15 protein-coding genes are annotated in these 13,581 nt (G+C 70.1%); 6 read left to right on the top strand and 9 right to left on the bottom strand.

Annotated features, from left to right (window positions below; genetic code table 11):
• Positions 1-235: 235 nt before the first annotated feature.
• Positions 236-1,324: a C40 family peptidase gene (locus ACZ7L9_RS15225; RefSeq protein WP_471415595.1), complete on the bottom strand. Its 1,089-nt coding sequence runs from the start codon at positions 1,322-1,324 to the stop codon at positions 236-238.
• 284 nt (positions 1,325-1,608) lie between these two features.
• On the bottom strand, positions 1,609-2,400 hold the full coding sequence (locus ACZ7L9_RS15220) for a class I SAM-dependent methyltransferase (RefSeq protein WP_471415593.1): 792 nt from the start codon (positions 2,398-2,400) through the stop codon (positions 1,609-1,611).
• Between the two features lie 184 nt (positions 2,401-2,584).
• Here ACZ7L9_RS15220 and mshA point away from each other — a divergent pair, with 184 nt between their 5' ends.
• Positions 2,585-3,937, top strand: a complete 1,353-nt coding sequence (mshA, locus tag ACZ7L9_RS15215; RefSeq protein WP_471415592.1) for a D-inositol-3-phosphate glycosyltransferase — start codon at positions 2,585-2,587, stop codon at positions 3,935-3,937.
• Positions 3,930-4,472 carry a type III secretion system chaperone family protein gene (locus tag ACZ7L9_RS15210; protein ID WP_471415590.1) on the top strand — a complete coding sequence of 181 codons (543 nt, stop codon included), beginning with the start codon at positions 3,930-3,932 and terminating at the stop codon, positions 4,470-4,472. The genes mshA and ACZ7L9_RS15210 overlap by 8 nt, the downstream gene beginning before the upstream one ends.
• Before the next feature lie 31 nt (positions 4,473-4,503).
• On the opposite strand, the gene ACZ7L9_RS15205 is transcribed toward ACZ7L9_RS15210, so the two are convergent.
• A complete protein-coding gene (locus ACZ7L9_RS15205; protein ID WP_471415588.1) occupies positions 4,504-5,556 on the bottom strand; it encodes a phosphotransferase family protein in 1,053 nt (350 codons plus the stop codon).
• 191 nt (positions 5,557-5,747) lie between these two features.
• Here ACZ7L9_RS15205 and ACZ7L9_RS15200 point away from each other — a divergent pair, with 191 nt between their 5' ends.
• A complete protein-coding gene (locus tag ACZ7L9_RS15200) occupies positions 5,748-6,539 on the top strand; it encodes a hypothetical protein (protein WP_471415586.1) in 792 nt (263 codons plus the stop codon).
• Positions 6,540-6,663: 124 nt separating this feature from the next.
• Entirely contained in the window at positions 6,664-6,957 is a 294-nt protein-coding gene (locus ACZ7L9_RS15195; protein WP_471415701.1) for an SCO0607 family lipoprotein, read from the top strand.
• Positions 6,958-7,005: 48 nt separating this feature from the next.
• On the opposite strand, the gene ACZ7L9_RS15190 is transcribed toward ACZ7L9_RS15195, so the two are convergent.
• Both ACZ7L9_RS15190 and ACZ7L9_RS15185 read right to left on the bottom strand, forming a co-directional pair.
• Positions 7,006-7,248 carry a hypothetical protein gene (locus ACZ7L9_RS15190; RefSeq protein WP_471415585.1) on the bottom strand — a complete coding sequence of 81 codons (243 nt, stop codon included), beginning with the start codon at positions 7,246-7,248 and terminating at the stop codon, positions 7,006-7,008.
• Positions 7,245-7,493, bottom strand: a complete 249-nt coding sequence (locus ACZ7L9_RS15185) for a hypothetical protein (protein ID WP_351202622.1) — start codon at positions 7,491-7,493, stop codon at positions 7,245-7,247. Before ACZ7L9_RS15185 ends, ACZ7L9_RS15190 begins: the two co-directional genes overlap by 4 nt.
• Before the next feature lie 323 nt (positions 7,494-7,816).
• Between ACZ7L9_RS15185 and ACZ7L9_RS15180 the strand changes: the two genes are divergently transcribed.
• A complete protein-coding gene (locus ACZ7L9_RS15180; RefSeq protein WP_471415583.1) occupies positions 7,817-8,395 on the top strand; it encodes a GNAT family N-acetyltransferase in 579 nt (192 codons plus the stop codon).
• Positions 8,396-8,520: 125 nt separating this feature from the next.
• Here ACZ7L9_RS15180 and ACZ7L9_RS15175 read toward each other — a convergent pair whose 3' ends face one another.
• The 3 genes from ACZ7L9_RS15175 to ACZ7L9_RS15165 form a co-directional block, all read right to left on the bottom strand.
• Positions 8,521-9,105 carry a rhodanese-like domain-containing protein gene (locus tag ACZ7L9_RS15175; RefSeq protein ID WP_471415581.1) on the bottom strand — a complete coding sequence of 195 codons (585 nt, stop codon included), beginning with the start codon at positions 9,103-9,105 and terminating at the stop codon, positions 8,521-8,523.
• Positions 9,106-9,228: 123 nt separating this feature from the next.
• Positions 9,229-10,617: an MBL fold metallo-hydrolase gene (locus ACZ7L9_RS15170; RefSeq protein WP_471415580.1), complete on the bottom strand. Its 1,389-nt coding sequence runs from the start codon at positions 10,615-10,617 to the stop codon at positions 9,229-9,231.
• A gap of 96 nt (positions 10,618-10,713) precedes the next feature.
• The gene (locus ACZ7L9_RS15165) at positions 10,714-11,037 is read right to left on the bottom strand and encodes a rhodanese-like domain-containing protein (RefSeq protein ID WP_471415579.1); all 324 of its coding nucleotides are present in this window, start codon (positions 11,035-11,037) and stop codon (positions 10,714-10,716) included.
• A 170-nt stretch (positions 11,038-11,207) separates the two neighbouring features.
• Here ACZ7L9_RS15165 and ACZ7L9_RS15160 point away from each other — a divergent pair, with 170 nt between their 5' ends.
• Entirely contained in the window at positions 11,208-12,476 is a 1,269-nt protein-coding gene (locus ACZ7L9_RS15160) for an MFS transporter (RefSeq protein ID WP_471415577.1), read from the top strand.
• Between the two features lie 243 nt (positions 12,477-12,719).
• Here the strand turns inward: ACZ7L9_RS15160 and ACZ7L9_RS15155 are convergent, their stop codons facing one another.
• Positions 12,720-13,481, bottom strand: coding sequence for a phosphoglyceromutase (locus ACZ7L9_RS15155; protein ID WP_471415575.1), 762 nt, complete (start codon positions 13,479-13,481; stop codon positions 12,720-12,722).
• Between the last annotated feature and the right edge of the window lie 100 nt (positions 13,482-13,581).

The following is a 13,581-nucleotide window of genomic DNA, read 5'->3' as shown; positions in this document are numbered from 1 at the left end:
GTCACGGATCCGGCGAGATGCGCGGGCGTGGGGCGGGCATCCGGGCATGACGAAGGTCACGCGGGGCGGTGGGGGGTCGGTGGCGCGGGTCACTCCCGTGGGAGCGCGGGTCATTCCCACGGGAGTCAGGAGTCTTCGACAGGGCGCCGGGGGAGGGGCGGCCGGGGCGCCTGCCGCGTCCTGGCCCGCCGGCCGGGCTCGACGCGGCAGGCGCCCCCGCAGCCGACCGGTGTCGCTACTTGTCCGGGCGTACGACTCCGAGGATCTGCATCGAGCCCGCGCCCGCCAGGGTGACGTTGCGGCCGGGGCGGGGGGCGTGGATGATCGCTCCGTCGCCGATGTACATGCCCACGTGGCTGGCGTCGCCGTGGTAGATGATCAGGTCGCCGGGGCGCATGTCCTTGATGGCGATGTGCGGCAGCAGCCGCCACTGCTCCTGCGAGGTGCGCGGGATCGGCCGACCCGCCGCCGCCCAGGCCTGTGACGTCAGCCCCGAGCAGTCGTACGAACCGGGGCCCTCGGCCCCCCAGACGTACGGCTTGCCGATCTGCGCGGTCGCGAAGGCCACCGCCTTCTTGCCGCTCGAGCTCGCCTCGCGGTTGATGTCCTTCAGGGCGCCGGAGCTGAGCCAGGCGGTCTGCTGCTTGTACTCCGCCTCCTGCTCCAGCTTCAGCAGGCGAGCACGCTCCTCCTTCTTCAGCTGGGATTCCAGCTTCTTCGCTGCGGCGATCTGCGCGTTGATCTTCTTCTTGGCCTCGGCCTGCTTGAGGCGGCCGGCTTCGAGCTTCTCCCAGTTGGTGCTCGCGTCCTGGGTGTACGTCTCCAAGTCCTGCTGGGTCCTGGTCAGTTCGCCGAGGACGCCCTGGGCGGCCTGCTGGCCCTCCCTGACCCGGTTCACCCCGTCCAGGAACAGCTGCGGGTCGTCGCTGAGCATCAGCTGGGCGCCGGGCGGCAGTCCGCCGGTGCGGTACTGCTCGCGGGCCTGGGCGCCCGCCTGGCTCTTGAGTTCGGCGATCTTCGCCTGGCCCTCGACTATGGCCCGGGCCAGCTTGACGATCTCGCCGGACTGCTTCTCGGCCTTCTCCTCGGCGAGGTTGTACGCGTCGGTGGCCGCCCCGGCCTTGCGGTAGAGGGCGTCGATCTCCTTGCGTACCTCTTCGAGGGTCTTCTTCGGCTTCGCCGCCTCGGACCCGGAAGCGGGCTGCGACGCGGAGGGGGAGGGGGGTGGGGGCGCGGGTGCGGCGAAAGCCTGGACCGGCGCGGTGAGTACGGTCAGCGCGCAGACCAGAGTGATCGCGGCTGCGGCACAGTGACGTCGGTTCACGAGATCCCCCTCCGAATGAACCCGATGAAACCTATGAAACCGGTAGATCCATTGAATCTGATTTACCGTCAGTAACTTTGGTCGATGACGAGATCGTGCCATGCCGTACCGAAAAGCAACAGAGGCACACAGCCGCTGTCCTGACGGTCACACGGGTCGGTCGACGCCCCGGGGATCGCTCCCCGGGCCCCGTGAATCGCTGTCACTCCCCTTCGTATGCTGGACGAACGACGCCCCGTCCGCGTTCCCGCCCGCCTCCCCGTACGCGTGTTCGCCGGGCCTGTTCAGCGCGTGTCGGGCTGTCGGTCGGGCTGGATGGCGGCCCATTTCACCGTGACTTCGCCCTGGCGCCAGCGCCGCACTCCGTCCGCCAGCGGCCAGTCGGCCGACAGCGACCGCACCGCCGTGACCCAGCGCTGCCGGGCACCCAGCGAGGCGTACGGGGCGGCCGCGGCCCACGCCCGGTCGAAGTCCCGCAGGAAGGCGTGGACCGGTTCGCCCGGCACGTTGCGGTGGATCAGCGCCTTGGGCAGGCGTTCCGCGAGGTCGGAGGGGCGCGCCAGGGAGCCGAGCCGGGTCGCGAACGTCACCGTGCGCGGACCCTCCGGGCCGAGCGCCACCCAGACGTGCCGGCGCCCGATCTCGTCGCACGTCCCCTCCACCAGAATCCCGCCCGGCGCGAGGCGGCCGCACAGCCGTTGCCATACCGCGGCGACCTCGTCCTCGTCGTACTGGCGCAGCACGTTCGCCGCCCTGATGAGGTCGGGGCGCGTGGGGAGCGGGATCTCGAAGCCGCCGTGCAGGAAGGTGAGGCCCTCGCGTTCGTACGGTTTCGCCGCAGCGACCCGCTCCGGGGCGATCTCGATGCCGGTCACCGTCGTGCGCGGCTCGGCGGTGCGCAGGCGCTGGAGCAGCTCGACGGCGGTCCAGGGCGCGGCGCCGTACCCGAGGTCGACGGCGGTGGGGGCGTCGGCGCGGCGCAGGGCCGGGCCGTGGGTGGCGGCGATCCAGCGGTCCATGCGGCGGAGCCGGTTCGGGTTGGTGGTCCCGCGGGTCGCGGTGCCGATGGGGCGCATGACAGCGAGCGTAACGATTCCGCGGGGGTGGAAGGCGGCGCGGGGCCCGGCCACGGTGTGCGGCTCCCGCACCGTAATGATTTGGTAAAGCGGAAATGAAAGGAGACATTCCACTGTTGCAGCCCCTTGCGAGGGGCTCAAGTCCCTCCGCTGTCATGCCCTGAGTGGAGGAGGACCGGACGACGTGAGTCAGTACGTCTCCCGGCTCGGCAGCAGCCGTGTCGCGCCGCGCCTCAGGTTCCCCACCGCCTTCCCCGGCGGCCACCGCAGACCCCGCCGGGTCGCGATGCTCTCCGTGCACACCTCGCCGCTGCACCAGCCGGGCACGGGTGACGCGGGCGGCATGAACGTCTACATCGTGGAGCTGGCCAGGCGCCTCGCCGCGATCAACATCGAGGTCGAGATCTTCACCCGGTCCACCACCGGTGGGCTGCCCCCGGCGGTCGAACTGGCGCCCGGGGTCCTGGTCCGGCACATCGACGCGGGACCGTACGAGGGTCTGGCCAAGGAGGAGCTGCCCGCTCAGCTCTGTGCCTTCACACACGGCGTGATGCAGGCGTGGGCCGGTCAGCGCCCCGGCTACTACGACCTGGTCCACTCCCACTACTGGCTCTCCGGTCACGTCGGCTGGCTCGCGGCCCAGCGCTGGGGTGTCCCGCTTGTCCACGCCATGCACACCATGGCCAAGGTCAAGAACGCCTCGCTCGCCGAGGGCGACACCCCGGAGCCCGCCGCCCGCGTCATCGGCGAGACCCAGATCGTCAGCGCGGCCGACCGGCTGATCGCGAACACCGCCGGGGAGGCGGACGAGCTCGTCCGCTTCTACGAGGCCGATCCCGGGTCCGTCGCCGTCGTCCACCCCGGGGTCAACCTGGACCGTTTCCGCCCGGCCGACGGACGGGCGGCGGCGCGTGCGCGCCTCGGACTGCCGCAGGACGCCCTGATCCCGCTCTTCGCGGGGCGCATCCAGCCGCTGAAGGCCCCGGACGTGCTGCTGCGGGCCGTCGCCGCCCTGCTGGACCTCGATCCCTCGTTGCGCACCCGGATGGTCGTACCGGTCGTCGGCGGCCCCAGCGGCAGCGGACTCGCCAAGCCGGAGGGGCTGCAGAAGCTGGCCGCCCGGCTCGGTATCGCGGACGTCGTACGGTTCCACCCGCCGGTCGGGCAGGACCAGCTCGCCGACTGGTTCCGGGCTGCGTCGGTGCTGGTCATGCCCTCGTACAGCGAATCCTTCGGCCTGGTCGCCATAGAGGCCCAGGCGGCGGGCACCCCGGTCGTCGCGGCGGCCGTCGGCGGGCTCCCGGTGGCGGTGCGGGACGGGGTCAGCGGCTTCCTGATACCGGGGCACGACCCGCAGGCGTACGCCCAGGCACTGGGCCGGTTCGCCGAAGCGCCGGAACTGGTCGCCCGGATGGGTGCGGCCGCCGCCGCGCACGCCCAGGGCTTCGGCTGGGACACCGCCGCGTCCGCGACCGCCGACGTGTACATGGCCGCGATGCACGAACACCGCCGTCGCGTACGCTCGCACCATGGCTGACGTACCCGACGAAGCGGCAACGGCTGTGGCGGCGACGACGCAGGCCGCGCAGGTCGCGCAGGTCATCGAGGCGACCCTGGAGGACGCCGGGCTCGCCTGGGAGAGCCCCGAACCCGGTGACTACGTCGTCACGCTGCCCGGCACGCGCAAGCTGTCCACCACCTGCTCACTGCGCGTCGGCAAGCACTCGCTCTCCCTCAACGCCTTCGTCGTCCGCCATCCGGACGAGAACGACGCGGCGGTCCACCGCTGGCTGCTGGAGCGCAACCTCCGTCTCTTCGGCGTGAGTTACGCGATCGACCCGCTCGGCGACATCTACCTCGTCGGCAAGCTGCCGCTCTCCGTGGTCACCCCGCAGGAGCTGGACCGGCTGCTCGGCACGGTCCTGGAAGCGGCCGACGGCTCGTTCAACACCCTGCTGGAGCTGGGTTTCGCGAGCGCGATCCGCAAGGAGTACGAGTGGCGGGTGTCGCGCGGCGAGTCCACGCGGAACCTGGACGCGTTCACGCATCTGACCCAGCGCCCGGCCGGCTGACCGTCGGCAGCGGTTCGGCCCGCCGGAAGCGTCAGTCCCTTGCCCGCAGCGCCGACTCCACGTCCTCGAGCGCCGATACGAGCTGCGGACCGACCTCCGTCCAGGCCCATTCCAGGTGTTCCCGCGGAACGCGGCGCGGGACGGTCTCCACCAGCATGATCAGGTAGAGGTAGCAGCGGTACAGCGCGAGCCGCAGCCGCACGGAGGCGTCGAACACGACCGGGCGTCCGGCGCCCTCCGCGTATCCGGCGAGGAAGTCCGCGTCGTCCTCCATGTTCGCGAACAGCGCGAGCGATACGAAGTCGGCGACCGGATCGCCCCAGAACATCCGCTCGCCGTCGACGATCCCGCCGATGGTGCGCGCGCCGGGCTCCCCGTCGACGAGCAGGTTGCCCTGCCACAGGTCGAAGTGGACCAGGGCGGGCCGGGTGACGTCGTCGAGCACGGGGGACGCGGCGGCGAACAGCGCACGGATACCGGCCGTCGAGCGCGGCAGCCGGGCGCGGTAGGTGTCGGCGTCGGCGAGGACGGCATCGGTCATCGCGGTGAACGCCTGCCGCCAGGTCGGCGACAGCGGTCCCAACGCCTGCCCCGGATAGCCGAATCCGGCGGGGCCCGTGACGGAGTGCAGGCGGGCGACGATCCGCCCCAGCTCGTTCCTCAGCCGGTGCTCCTCCGCATCGGACATGGCGTCAGGGGCGATCTCGGCCCAGGGCCGGCCCGGGCACGCCGACATGATCACGTACGGACCGGTCGGGGGCTCGGATGACGTGGATGCCTCCGAGAACTCCGCGAACTCCGAGAAAATTTGAGTGAGTTCGCTGTGCAGGACGTGGGGGACCACCGCTGTCGACGCCCTCGCACTGGTGTAGAACTCGACCTCGTTGACCAGCAGATCGCGCTCATAGCTCATGAGGGTCCCGGCGGCCGCGGGCGGCGGTATCTTCACCACCCAGTCGCTGCCATCGGTGAGAGCGATCCGGGTCACGGCGTTGAACGTGCCTCCGGCAAGGGGAGTGCACGTGGTTATCCGTTCCTCCGTCACGCCAACGGCTCGGAGAACACGCGAAGTTGTCTCATCCATCTGCACGAGCGGAAATGCCCCTCTGTGTCGGAAATCGTTAGGGCTTGCGGTGAGGGCCTGGGCCTTCACGGGACGATCACGGCGCCGTCACGATCACATCCCGTGCCCTCCTTTGTTGATCAACAAACCAACTCCCGCTCATAGAGTGGGCAAAACCCGAAGACCCCAGCTCAGAGAGACGGACCGGACTCATGCGATCCTCCGCCATACGCCGTACCGCTGTAGCCGCCGCCGCGGTGTCCCTGGCTCTGCTCGCCACCGGTTGCGGGGGCGGCTCGGACTCCGATTCCGCTTCCGGCGGCAAGAGTGCGGATGCCAAGGGCAAGGAGTCCGCGGCCGCGAAGCCGGCCAAGGCGCTGACCGCCGCCGAGCTGGAGAAGGCCGCGCTCACCCAGGGCGACGTCAAGGGGCACAAGATTTCCAAGGCCGCGGCCAAGGACGTCGTCCCCGTCGAAGACATCAAGGTCGAGAAGGAGGTCTGCGCCCCGCTCGCGCACGCGCTGATGGGCGCGCAGGTCGGTGAGCCCGGAGCGTTCACCAAGCGGACCGTCGTCAGCGAGCCCAAGAAGGGCAGCATGGACAAGGACGGCGCGGACCCCGAAGAGGCGTTCAAGACGGCCTTCGACATCACGACGACGCAGCTTGCCCTCGGCTCGTACGACGGCAAGGGTGCGGAGGAGTCCGTCGCCTCTCTGCGTACCGCGGCCACCGAATGCGCGGGCGGGTTCGACTTCACGGCGGCCGGTGAGAAGCAGAAGGTCGGCAAGGTCACCGAGGAGCAGGTCAAGGGCGGCGAGGAAGCGGTCGCCTGGACGGTGCAGCTGGAACAGGACGGGGAAAAGGTCCAGTTGAAGCTGGTGGCGCTGCGTCAGGGCCCCACGATCGCCTCGTTCTCCTCGATGAACCTGGCTGCGATGGGCGGGGGCGGGGACTTCGAGCTGCCGACCGCGGTGATCGACGCGCAGGCCGCGAAGCTGGCGTAGGGCTCCGCTGTAGACATGAGTACGTATTCGTGCTCGTGATCGGTGTCTCGCTTTCCGGGCAGGCTGGTCGTACCAACAGCCCCCGAGGGAGGCAACTGTGCACGGAAGCAACCGACATGGCCGCGTGGGCGGGTTCGCGGTCGGCGCCGCCCTGGTCTCCGCGACCGCGGCGATGCTGACCGCGGGCTGCTCGCTCCAGGACGCGATCTGCCGGGGCGGCGAATACCCGGTCATGACCGTCGGGAGCACCGGATCGGCGTGCGTGCCCAACGGCGAGGATCCGCCCAAGGGGTACGTCCGGTATCCGGAGGGCAAGGTTCCCAAGCACGTGGGCGACAAATGGGACACGTACTGGGAGACCCACTCCGTGGACGAGAACGGCAGGATCATCGACGTTCCGGCGGACTCCGGGGAGTGAGCAGGTCCCGCTCGTGGGCGCCGGTGTCCGCGTCCGGCACCCGTTTGTTCAGGGCAGTGGGACGAGCCTCACCACGGTGACGGTCAGGACCGACCCGGAGACGTAATAGAGCACGATCGCCCCGGCGACCGTCGCCTCGCGCCGGTCGCGCTCGCCCTTGACGGCCGACGACCCGTGTCCGTACGGGTCGAGGCCCAGGGTGCGTGCCATCTCGTCGCGGAAGGTCTCGCCTTCGCGCATCTTGGCCAGGGTGTCGTCGGCGGGCGGGGCGTAGGAGATGCGGAAGCTCAAGCTACGGTCCGCCTCTCGGCCTCGTCCTGCGCCAGCCGGTCCAGGATCTTCTCGGCCTCCGGATCGGGTACGGCCTCCAGCATCCAGTGCCGCATGACCGCCTGGATCTCGCCCACGCCGGCGTCGTTGATGGCGCGGTCGAACTCCTCGCGTCTCTCCTCGGGAAGGGTCGCCCGGATGTCCGGGATGCTGTTGGGCACGTCGACTTCGGCACCGCCGACGAAGGTCTTCAGGGGCTCGCCCATGGTTGCTCTCCCCGCTCTCCTTGCTCTCTCCGCACGGCCTGCCCGGTCGGCTCCGCCCTTGCGCGGGCCGGTACTTGGGTCACGTTAGCGCCAGGCCCGGAGACGGGGGCGGAGCCCACGCGATACGTTTCCGCCGGGGTCGGAACATCATGGGACATACTGCTGCGCGACGGGGCGTCAGGTGGCGGCAATAGTCGGGGGCCCACCAACTGGCCGCTGACCTGGCGGGTTTTGCGGCCGAGCACGTACGAAGCGTCCGGATCGCCACCGTCCGCGCCCCGGAGCCCGCGGTGGCCGGCGTCGCACCCGTAAGGTGCGGCCCCATGAACATCGACTTCCGGCGCCTGAGCGACTCCGATGCTGATGCCCTCATCCGCTTTCTGACCGGAGAGAGGTGGCCCTTCCATGTGATCAGCGAGGTGGACGATGCGACAGCACGCCAGTGGGTCGCCGAGGGGCGCTTCGCGAGCGAGGAGAACCGCAGCTTCTGGATCGTTGCGGACGGGACGTCCGTCGGTCTGGTCCGGCTCATGGAACTGTCCGACGATACGCCCCTGTTCGATCTGCGGATCCGGTCCGCGCACCGGGGCAACGGCATCGGGGCGCGGACCGTGACGTGGCTGACGCGATACCTGTTCACGGAGTTCCCGGAGATACGTCGCGTCGAGGGCACTACCCGACAGGACAACGTCCCGATGCGGCGCGTCTTCCTGCGCTGCGGCTACGTCAAGGAAGCGCACTACCGCGACGCGTGGCCGGCATACGACGGAACGGTCCACGACACCGTCGGCTATGCGATCCTGCGCCGCGACTGGACGGCGGGCACCGTAACGCCTCCCCTGTGGGACGACGATCCGATCGACAGGACAGGACCTGGACGATGCGGCACCAGGGATTCGTGATCGACTTCGACGAGGTGGCCGGCGCCGTCGAATGCATGACGACGGGCGAACACCGGCCCGCCGCCCACCACTTCGACGGCCTTCCGGACACCACACGGCTCACGGGTTCACGACGGTGTGCCCGATCATGACGTGCCTCGCAGTTCTGCGATCACGTTGCGGATATCGGTGCGCGGTCCGCGGTTGTAGGGGAGTTTGGACAGCAGGACGCCCATGGCACAGGAGTTGCTCAGAGCCGCGTACGTCAGGCCTGCGCCGACCGCGGTGCCGATGAGGTGCGCGCCGGGAACGAAGAGGCCCACCACTCCGGTGGCAAGGACGATCGAACCGGCGACGAGCCGGACCTGGCGCTCCATGTCCCAGCGGTCGGCGCCGCGGTTCGCGGGAGCGCCTGCCATCTCCCAGGCGCTGATGCCGCCCTCCAGCACACGGAGGTTCGGCAGGCCGGCCTCGGCCAGAGCCTTTTCGGCCTGGGCGGCACGGTCCCCGGAGCGGCAGACCAGGATGACGTCCTCGTCGAGGTGGGCCAGCAGTTCGTTCCGGTGCTCGCGCAGGGTCGCGAGGGGCACGTTGTAGGCGCCGGGGATGTGGACCGTGCGGAACTCGCCGGGCGTGCGCACGTCGAGGATTCGCGGTGCGCGTTCCTCCTGTACGAGTCGGTGCAGGACGGCCGGGGTGATTGAGGAGGTCTGGGCGGACTTCTCAGCCATGGGAGGCTCCGTTCGAAGAGGGGTGTGTGGATACCTGGGGGGATTCGGAATCGGCTGGGTGGCCGACCGGACGGGGGATGACCCCTGCCCGGGGCGTGCCGGGAGTTCGCGGGAGGAGGACGGTCAGACGCCGGCGGGTTCCGCCGACAGGGCCCAGGCGGCGTAGCCGCCGAGAAGGTCGGAGACGTCCTTGAAGCCGCGGTGGCGCAGCAGGCTGGCCGCGATCGAGGAGCGGTGGCCGCCGGCGCAGTGCAGGACGAGGGGCCGGTCGGTGGGGATCTCATCCAGACGCGTGGGCAGTTCGCTCAGGGCGATGTGCGTGGCGCCCTCGATGAAGCCGTTCGCGCCGCGCTCTCCGCAGGTGCGTACGTCGACGAGGAGCGGGGGGTTCTCCCCCTGCAGGGCGGTGCGCAGCTGTGCAGCGGTCAGGCGGCTTGCGGGAGCGGCCTCCTCGGCCAGCTCCTTCAGGGCGTCCTCGGGGTTGCGGAGGTAGCCCACCGCACGGTCGAAGCCGATGCGGGCGAGGCGGGTGACGACTTCCTCCTCCCGGTTCTCCGGAGCCATCACGATCAGCTCGTCGGACGGGTCGAGGACGGTGCCGGCCTGTTCGGCGAACCGGCCCTCGGCGGGTACGTTGACCGCCCCGCGCAGGTGACCGTTGGCGAACTCCTGCGGGGCCCGGGCGTCGACCACGACCGCCCCCGCCTGCCGCAGCTCGGTGAACTCGGTCAGGGACAGCGGGCGGGGCGCCGCGGCCGAGTCGAACAGGCCGCGGTCCTTGCGGTTGAGTTCCGCGTCGAAGGCGAAGTACCCGGGTGCGGCGGACTGGCCGGCGGTGACGAGTGCGACGAAGTCCTCACGACTCATCGGCGCACAGGCGTAGTTGGTGGCGCGCTGTTCTCCGATGGTGGACTGCTTCTCGGTGGAGAGGTTCTTGCCGCAGGAGGAGCCGGCGCCGTGGGCGGGGAAGACCCGGACCGCGTCGGGCAGCGCCATCAGCTTGTTCTGGACGCTGTCGTGAAGCATCGCACCGAGTTCGTCCGCGCTCACGCCCACGGAGGCGAGCAGATCGGGGCGGCCGACGTCGCCGATGAACAGCGCGTCGCCGGTCAGCACTCCGTAGGGAACCGTGTCGTCGGCGTGCTCGTACACCAGGACGCTGATCGACTCGGGGGTGTGGCCGGGGGTCTCCATGATCTGCAGGGTGACATCGCCGAGGGAGACACGTTCACCGTCGGTGAGCTTGCGGATGGGGTACTCGGTCTCGGCGCGGTGGCCGTAGCCGATCCAGGCACCGGTGTGGTCGGCCAGCTCCAGGTGACCGGCGATGAAGTCGGCATGGAAGTGGGTGTTGATTACGCCCACGACGGTGAAGCCGTGCGCCTGGGCGTCGGCCAGGTACTCCGAGACGTCTCTGCGCGGGTCGACGACCACGGCCCGGCCGGTCGTCTCGTCGGCGATCACGTACGACGCCTGGGAGAGGCAGTCGAGGTAGTACTGGGTGAAGAACACGGCAGACCCTCCGTCGGGGGACGCGCACCCGGCCGGGTGCGGAAAGTCGGTCGAAGGCGCGTTGGCGCCTTTTGAACAGGCCCGGGGTTTCGGGCTTCAGGCGGTCTCGGCCGCAGCACCGTGGTCGATGGGGCGACCTGCCCGGGCCCAGGCGGCGGTCCCGCCCGCGACCGAGACGGCGTCCACGCCGAGAGTCCGGAGGTGCTCGGTGGCCAGGCCACTGCGGTTGCCACTCGCGCAGATCACGTAGACGGTCCGGTCACCGGGCAGGGCGCTCACGACAGCGTCGAGCGTGGACAGTGGCGCGGGACGGGCGCCGGGCACGTGGCCGGCCCGGTACTCGTCCGGCTCCCGGACGTCGATCACGAACGCGCCGTTCGCGAGCTTTGCCGCGAAGACGTTCAGGTCCACTTCACGCATGAAGATGCCTCGTTCCAGATACCCCCCTAGGTATTGACGCCTTCGACCGTAGGCGGATGCGCGGCAGGAAGTCAAATACCCCCATGGGTATCCCATGTCACATGGTGAAAAATACCCTCGGGGGTATGCTGACCTGCGAGTAATCGGATCTTGAGAGGGATGGCGTAGCGATGGAACAGCGGACCGGCGCGGTCTCGCCCTCGCATGGAGTGCGGCTGGGCCTCCGGGAGAACTGGGCTCAGTTCACCCTGCTGGTGGTCGTCACGGCCAGTGTCGGTGCGCTCGTCGGTCTGGAGCGCACGACGGTTCCGCTCATCGGCACCGAGGTCTTCGGGCTGACGAGCAACCTGGCCGTCTTCTCCTTCATCGTCGCCTTCGGCCTCACCAAGGCCCTCACCAACCTCGCGGCAGGCACCCTCACGTCCCGTTTCCGCCGCAGGCAACTCCTCCTGGCCGGGTGGCTCGTCGGCATGCCGGTGCCCTTCATGCTGGCGTGGGGCCCGTCCTGGTGGTGGATCCTGGCCGCGAATGTCCTGCTGGGCGTCAACCAGGGCATGACGTGGTCGATGACCGTGAACATGAAGATCGACCTCGTGGGGCCGGCCCGCCGGGGTCTGGCCACCGGGCTGAACGAGGCCGCCGGATACGTCGCCGTCGGCACGACGGCCCTCCTCACCGGCTACCTGGCAGCCTCCCACGGCCTGCGACCGGCCCCCGAAGCGATCGGCATCGTCTTCGTCGCCGCCGGGTTCGGCCTTTCGCTCCTGGTACGGGACACCGGCGCCCATGTCGCCCTGGAACTGTCCCGGATGCCGCCCGCCCGGGCCCCCAAGGAACGGAATCCGTCATTCTCAACCGTGTTCGCGCGCACCTCGTGGCGCGACCGCTCCCTGCGCGGCGCGAGCCAGGCCGGCCTCGTCAACAACCTCAACGACGGCCTCACCTGGGGCGTCTTCCCGCTGCTCTTCGCCGACCACGGGCTCGGCATCGCCGCCATCGGCCTGATCAAGGGGCTCTATCCGCTCCTGTGGGGCATGGGGCAGATACCCGCGGGCCACCTGGCAGACCGGATCGGCCGTAAACCGCTCATCGTCACGGGAATGCTCGTCCAAGCCGGCGGTCTCCTCGCAGCGTTGGCGATCCTCGACCGTCCCCTCCTGGCGGGCGTCCTCTCCGCCGTAGCCCTTGGGCTGGGCACCGCGATGGTCTACCCGGCGCTCATCGCCTCCGTCTCCGACCGCGCCCACCCCGCCTGGCGGGCGAACGCGCTGGGCACCTACCGCTTCTGGCGCGACCTCGGCTACGCCGCCGGAGCTCTCGTCGCGGGCGTCCTCGCCGACGCACTCGGCCTGAAGGCGACCGTCCTCGCCGCCGCCGCCCTCACCGCGCTGTCCGGTCTGCTCGCCGCGCGCTGGATCACGGAACGACCGGGCCGCTAGGCCCTGTCCGGCCGGTCTTCGCGGGCCCGGAACGTCTGGCACGGCACCTCGCCGCGTTGTCGGAGTCGCCCGAGTACGTCCAGTGCGAGGACGATCCTCCGCCTCGCGATGCACCGCACCGGACGCCCCGGGCCGATCCACGAAGATCGACAGGACAGGGCCTGGTGCCCAGGAGCGGCCCCAGCGAAGCAACAAGCCCCCTGTCGCGGAAAAACCGCGGGCAGGGGGCCGGCAGCGGACGAACTACTTCTTCTTGCCCTGGTTCTTCACGGCCTCGATGGCGGCCTTCGCCGCGTCCGGGTCGAGGTACGTGCCGCCCGGCTTGACCGGGCGGAAGTCGGCGTCCAGTTCGTAGGCGAGCGGGATGCCGGTCGGGATGTTCAGGCCCGCGATGTCGGCGTCGGAGATGCCGTCGAGGTGCTTGACCAGGGCGCGGAGGCTGTTGCCGTGGGCGGCGATCAGGACCGTGCGGCCGGCCAGGAGGTCCGGGACGATGCCGTCGTACCAGTACGGCAGCATGCGGACGACGACGTCCTTGAGGCACTCGGTGCGCGGGCGCAGCTCCGGCGGGATCGTCGCGTAGCGCGGGTCGTCGCTCTGGGAGAACTCGGTGCCGTCCTCCAGGGCGGGCGGCGGGGTGTCGTACGAGCGGCGCCAGAGCATGAACTGCTCCTCGCCGAACTCGGCGAGCGTCTGCGCCTTGTCCTTGCCCTGCAGGGCGCCGTAGTGGCGCTCGTTCAGCCGCCAGGAGCGGTGGACGGGGATCCAGTGGCGGTCCGCGGCTTCCAGCGCGAGCTGCGCGGTGCGGATGGCGCGCTTCTGGAGGGAGGTGTGCAGGACATCGGGGAGCAGGCCGGCGTCCTTGAGCAGCTCACCGCCGCGTACTGCCTCCTTCTCGCCCTTCTCGGTGAGGTTGACGTCCACCCAACCGGTGAACAGGTTCTTCGCGTTCCATTCGCTCTCGCCGTGGCGGAGGAGGATCAGCTTGTACGGTGCGTCGGCCATGGGTCCGAGCGTAATCGAAGCCGTTCGGGCGCTGCGCGGCCGGTCACGGGGCGGACAGGTCGGGGACAGTGGGGGGACAGGTGGGGCGGGTGAGGGGTGT

It is taken from the genome of Streptomyces sp. NPDC111516 (genome assembly GCF_055635345.1).
This window is presented reverse-complemented; position numbering and strand designations above follow the sequence as displayed.

Coding starts and splice junctions, on each gene's coding strand:
- ACZ7L9_RS15220 (WP_471415593.1), bottom strand. CDS start 2,400: ATGCGCCCCATCGGCACCGCGACCCGCGGGACCACCAACCCGAACCGG.
- ACZ7L9_RS15210 (WP_471415590.1), top strand. CDS start 3,930: ATGGCTGACGTACCCGACGAAGCGGCAACGGCTGTGGCGGCGACGACG.
- ACZ7L9_RS15205 (WP_471415588.1), bottom strand. CDS start 5,556: ATGGATGAGACAACTTCGCGTGTTCTCCGAGCCGTTGGCGTGACGGAG.
- ACZ7L9_RS15200 (WP_471415586.1), top strand. CDS start 5,748: ATGCGATCCTCCGCCATACGCCGTACCGCTGTAGCCGCCGCCGCGGTG.
- ACZ7L9_RS15185 (WP_351202622.1), bottom strand. CDS start 7,493: ATGGGCGAGCCCCTGAAGACCTTCGTCGGCGGTGCCGAAGTCGACGTG.
- ACZ7L9_RS15180 (WP_471415583.1), top strand. CDS start 7,817: ATGAACATCGACTTCCGGCGCCTGAGCGACTCCGATGCTGATGCCCTC.
- ACZ7L9_RS15175 (WP_471415581.1), bottom strand. CDS start 9,105: ATGGCTGAGAAGTCCGCCCAGACCTCCTCAATCACCCCGGCCGTCCTG.
- ACZ7L9_RS15165 (WP_471415579.1), bottom strand. CDS start 11,037: ATGCGTGAAGTGGACCTGAACGTCTTCGCGGCAAAGCTCGCGAACGGC.
- ACZ7L9_RS15160 (WP_471415577.1), top strand. CDS start 11,208: ATGGAACAGCGGACCGGCGCGGTCTCGCCCTCGCATGGAGTGCGGCTG.
- ACZ7L9_RS15155 (WP_471415575.1), bottom strand. CDS start 13,481: ATGGCCGACGCACCGTACAAGCTGATCCTCCTCCGCCACGGCGAGAGC.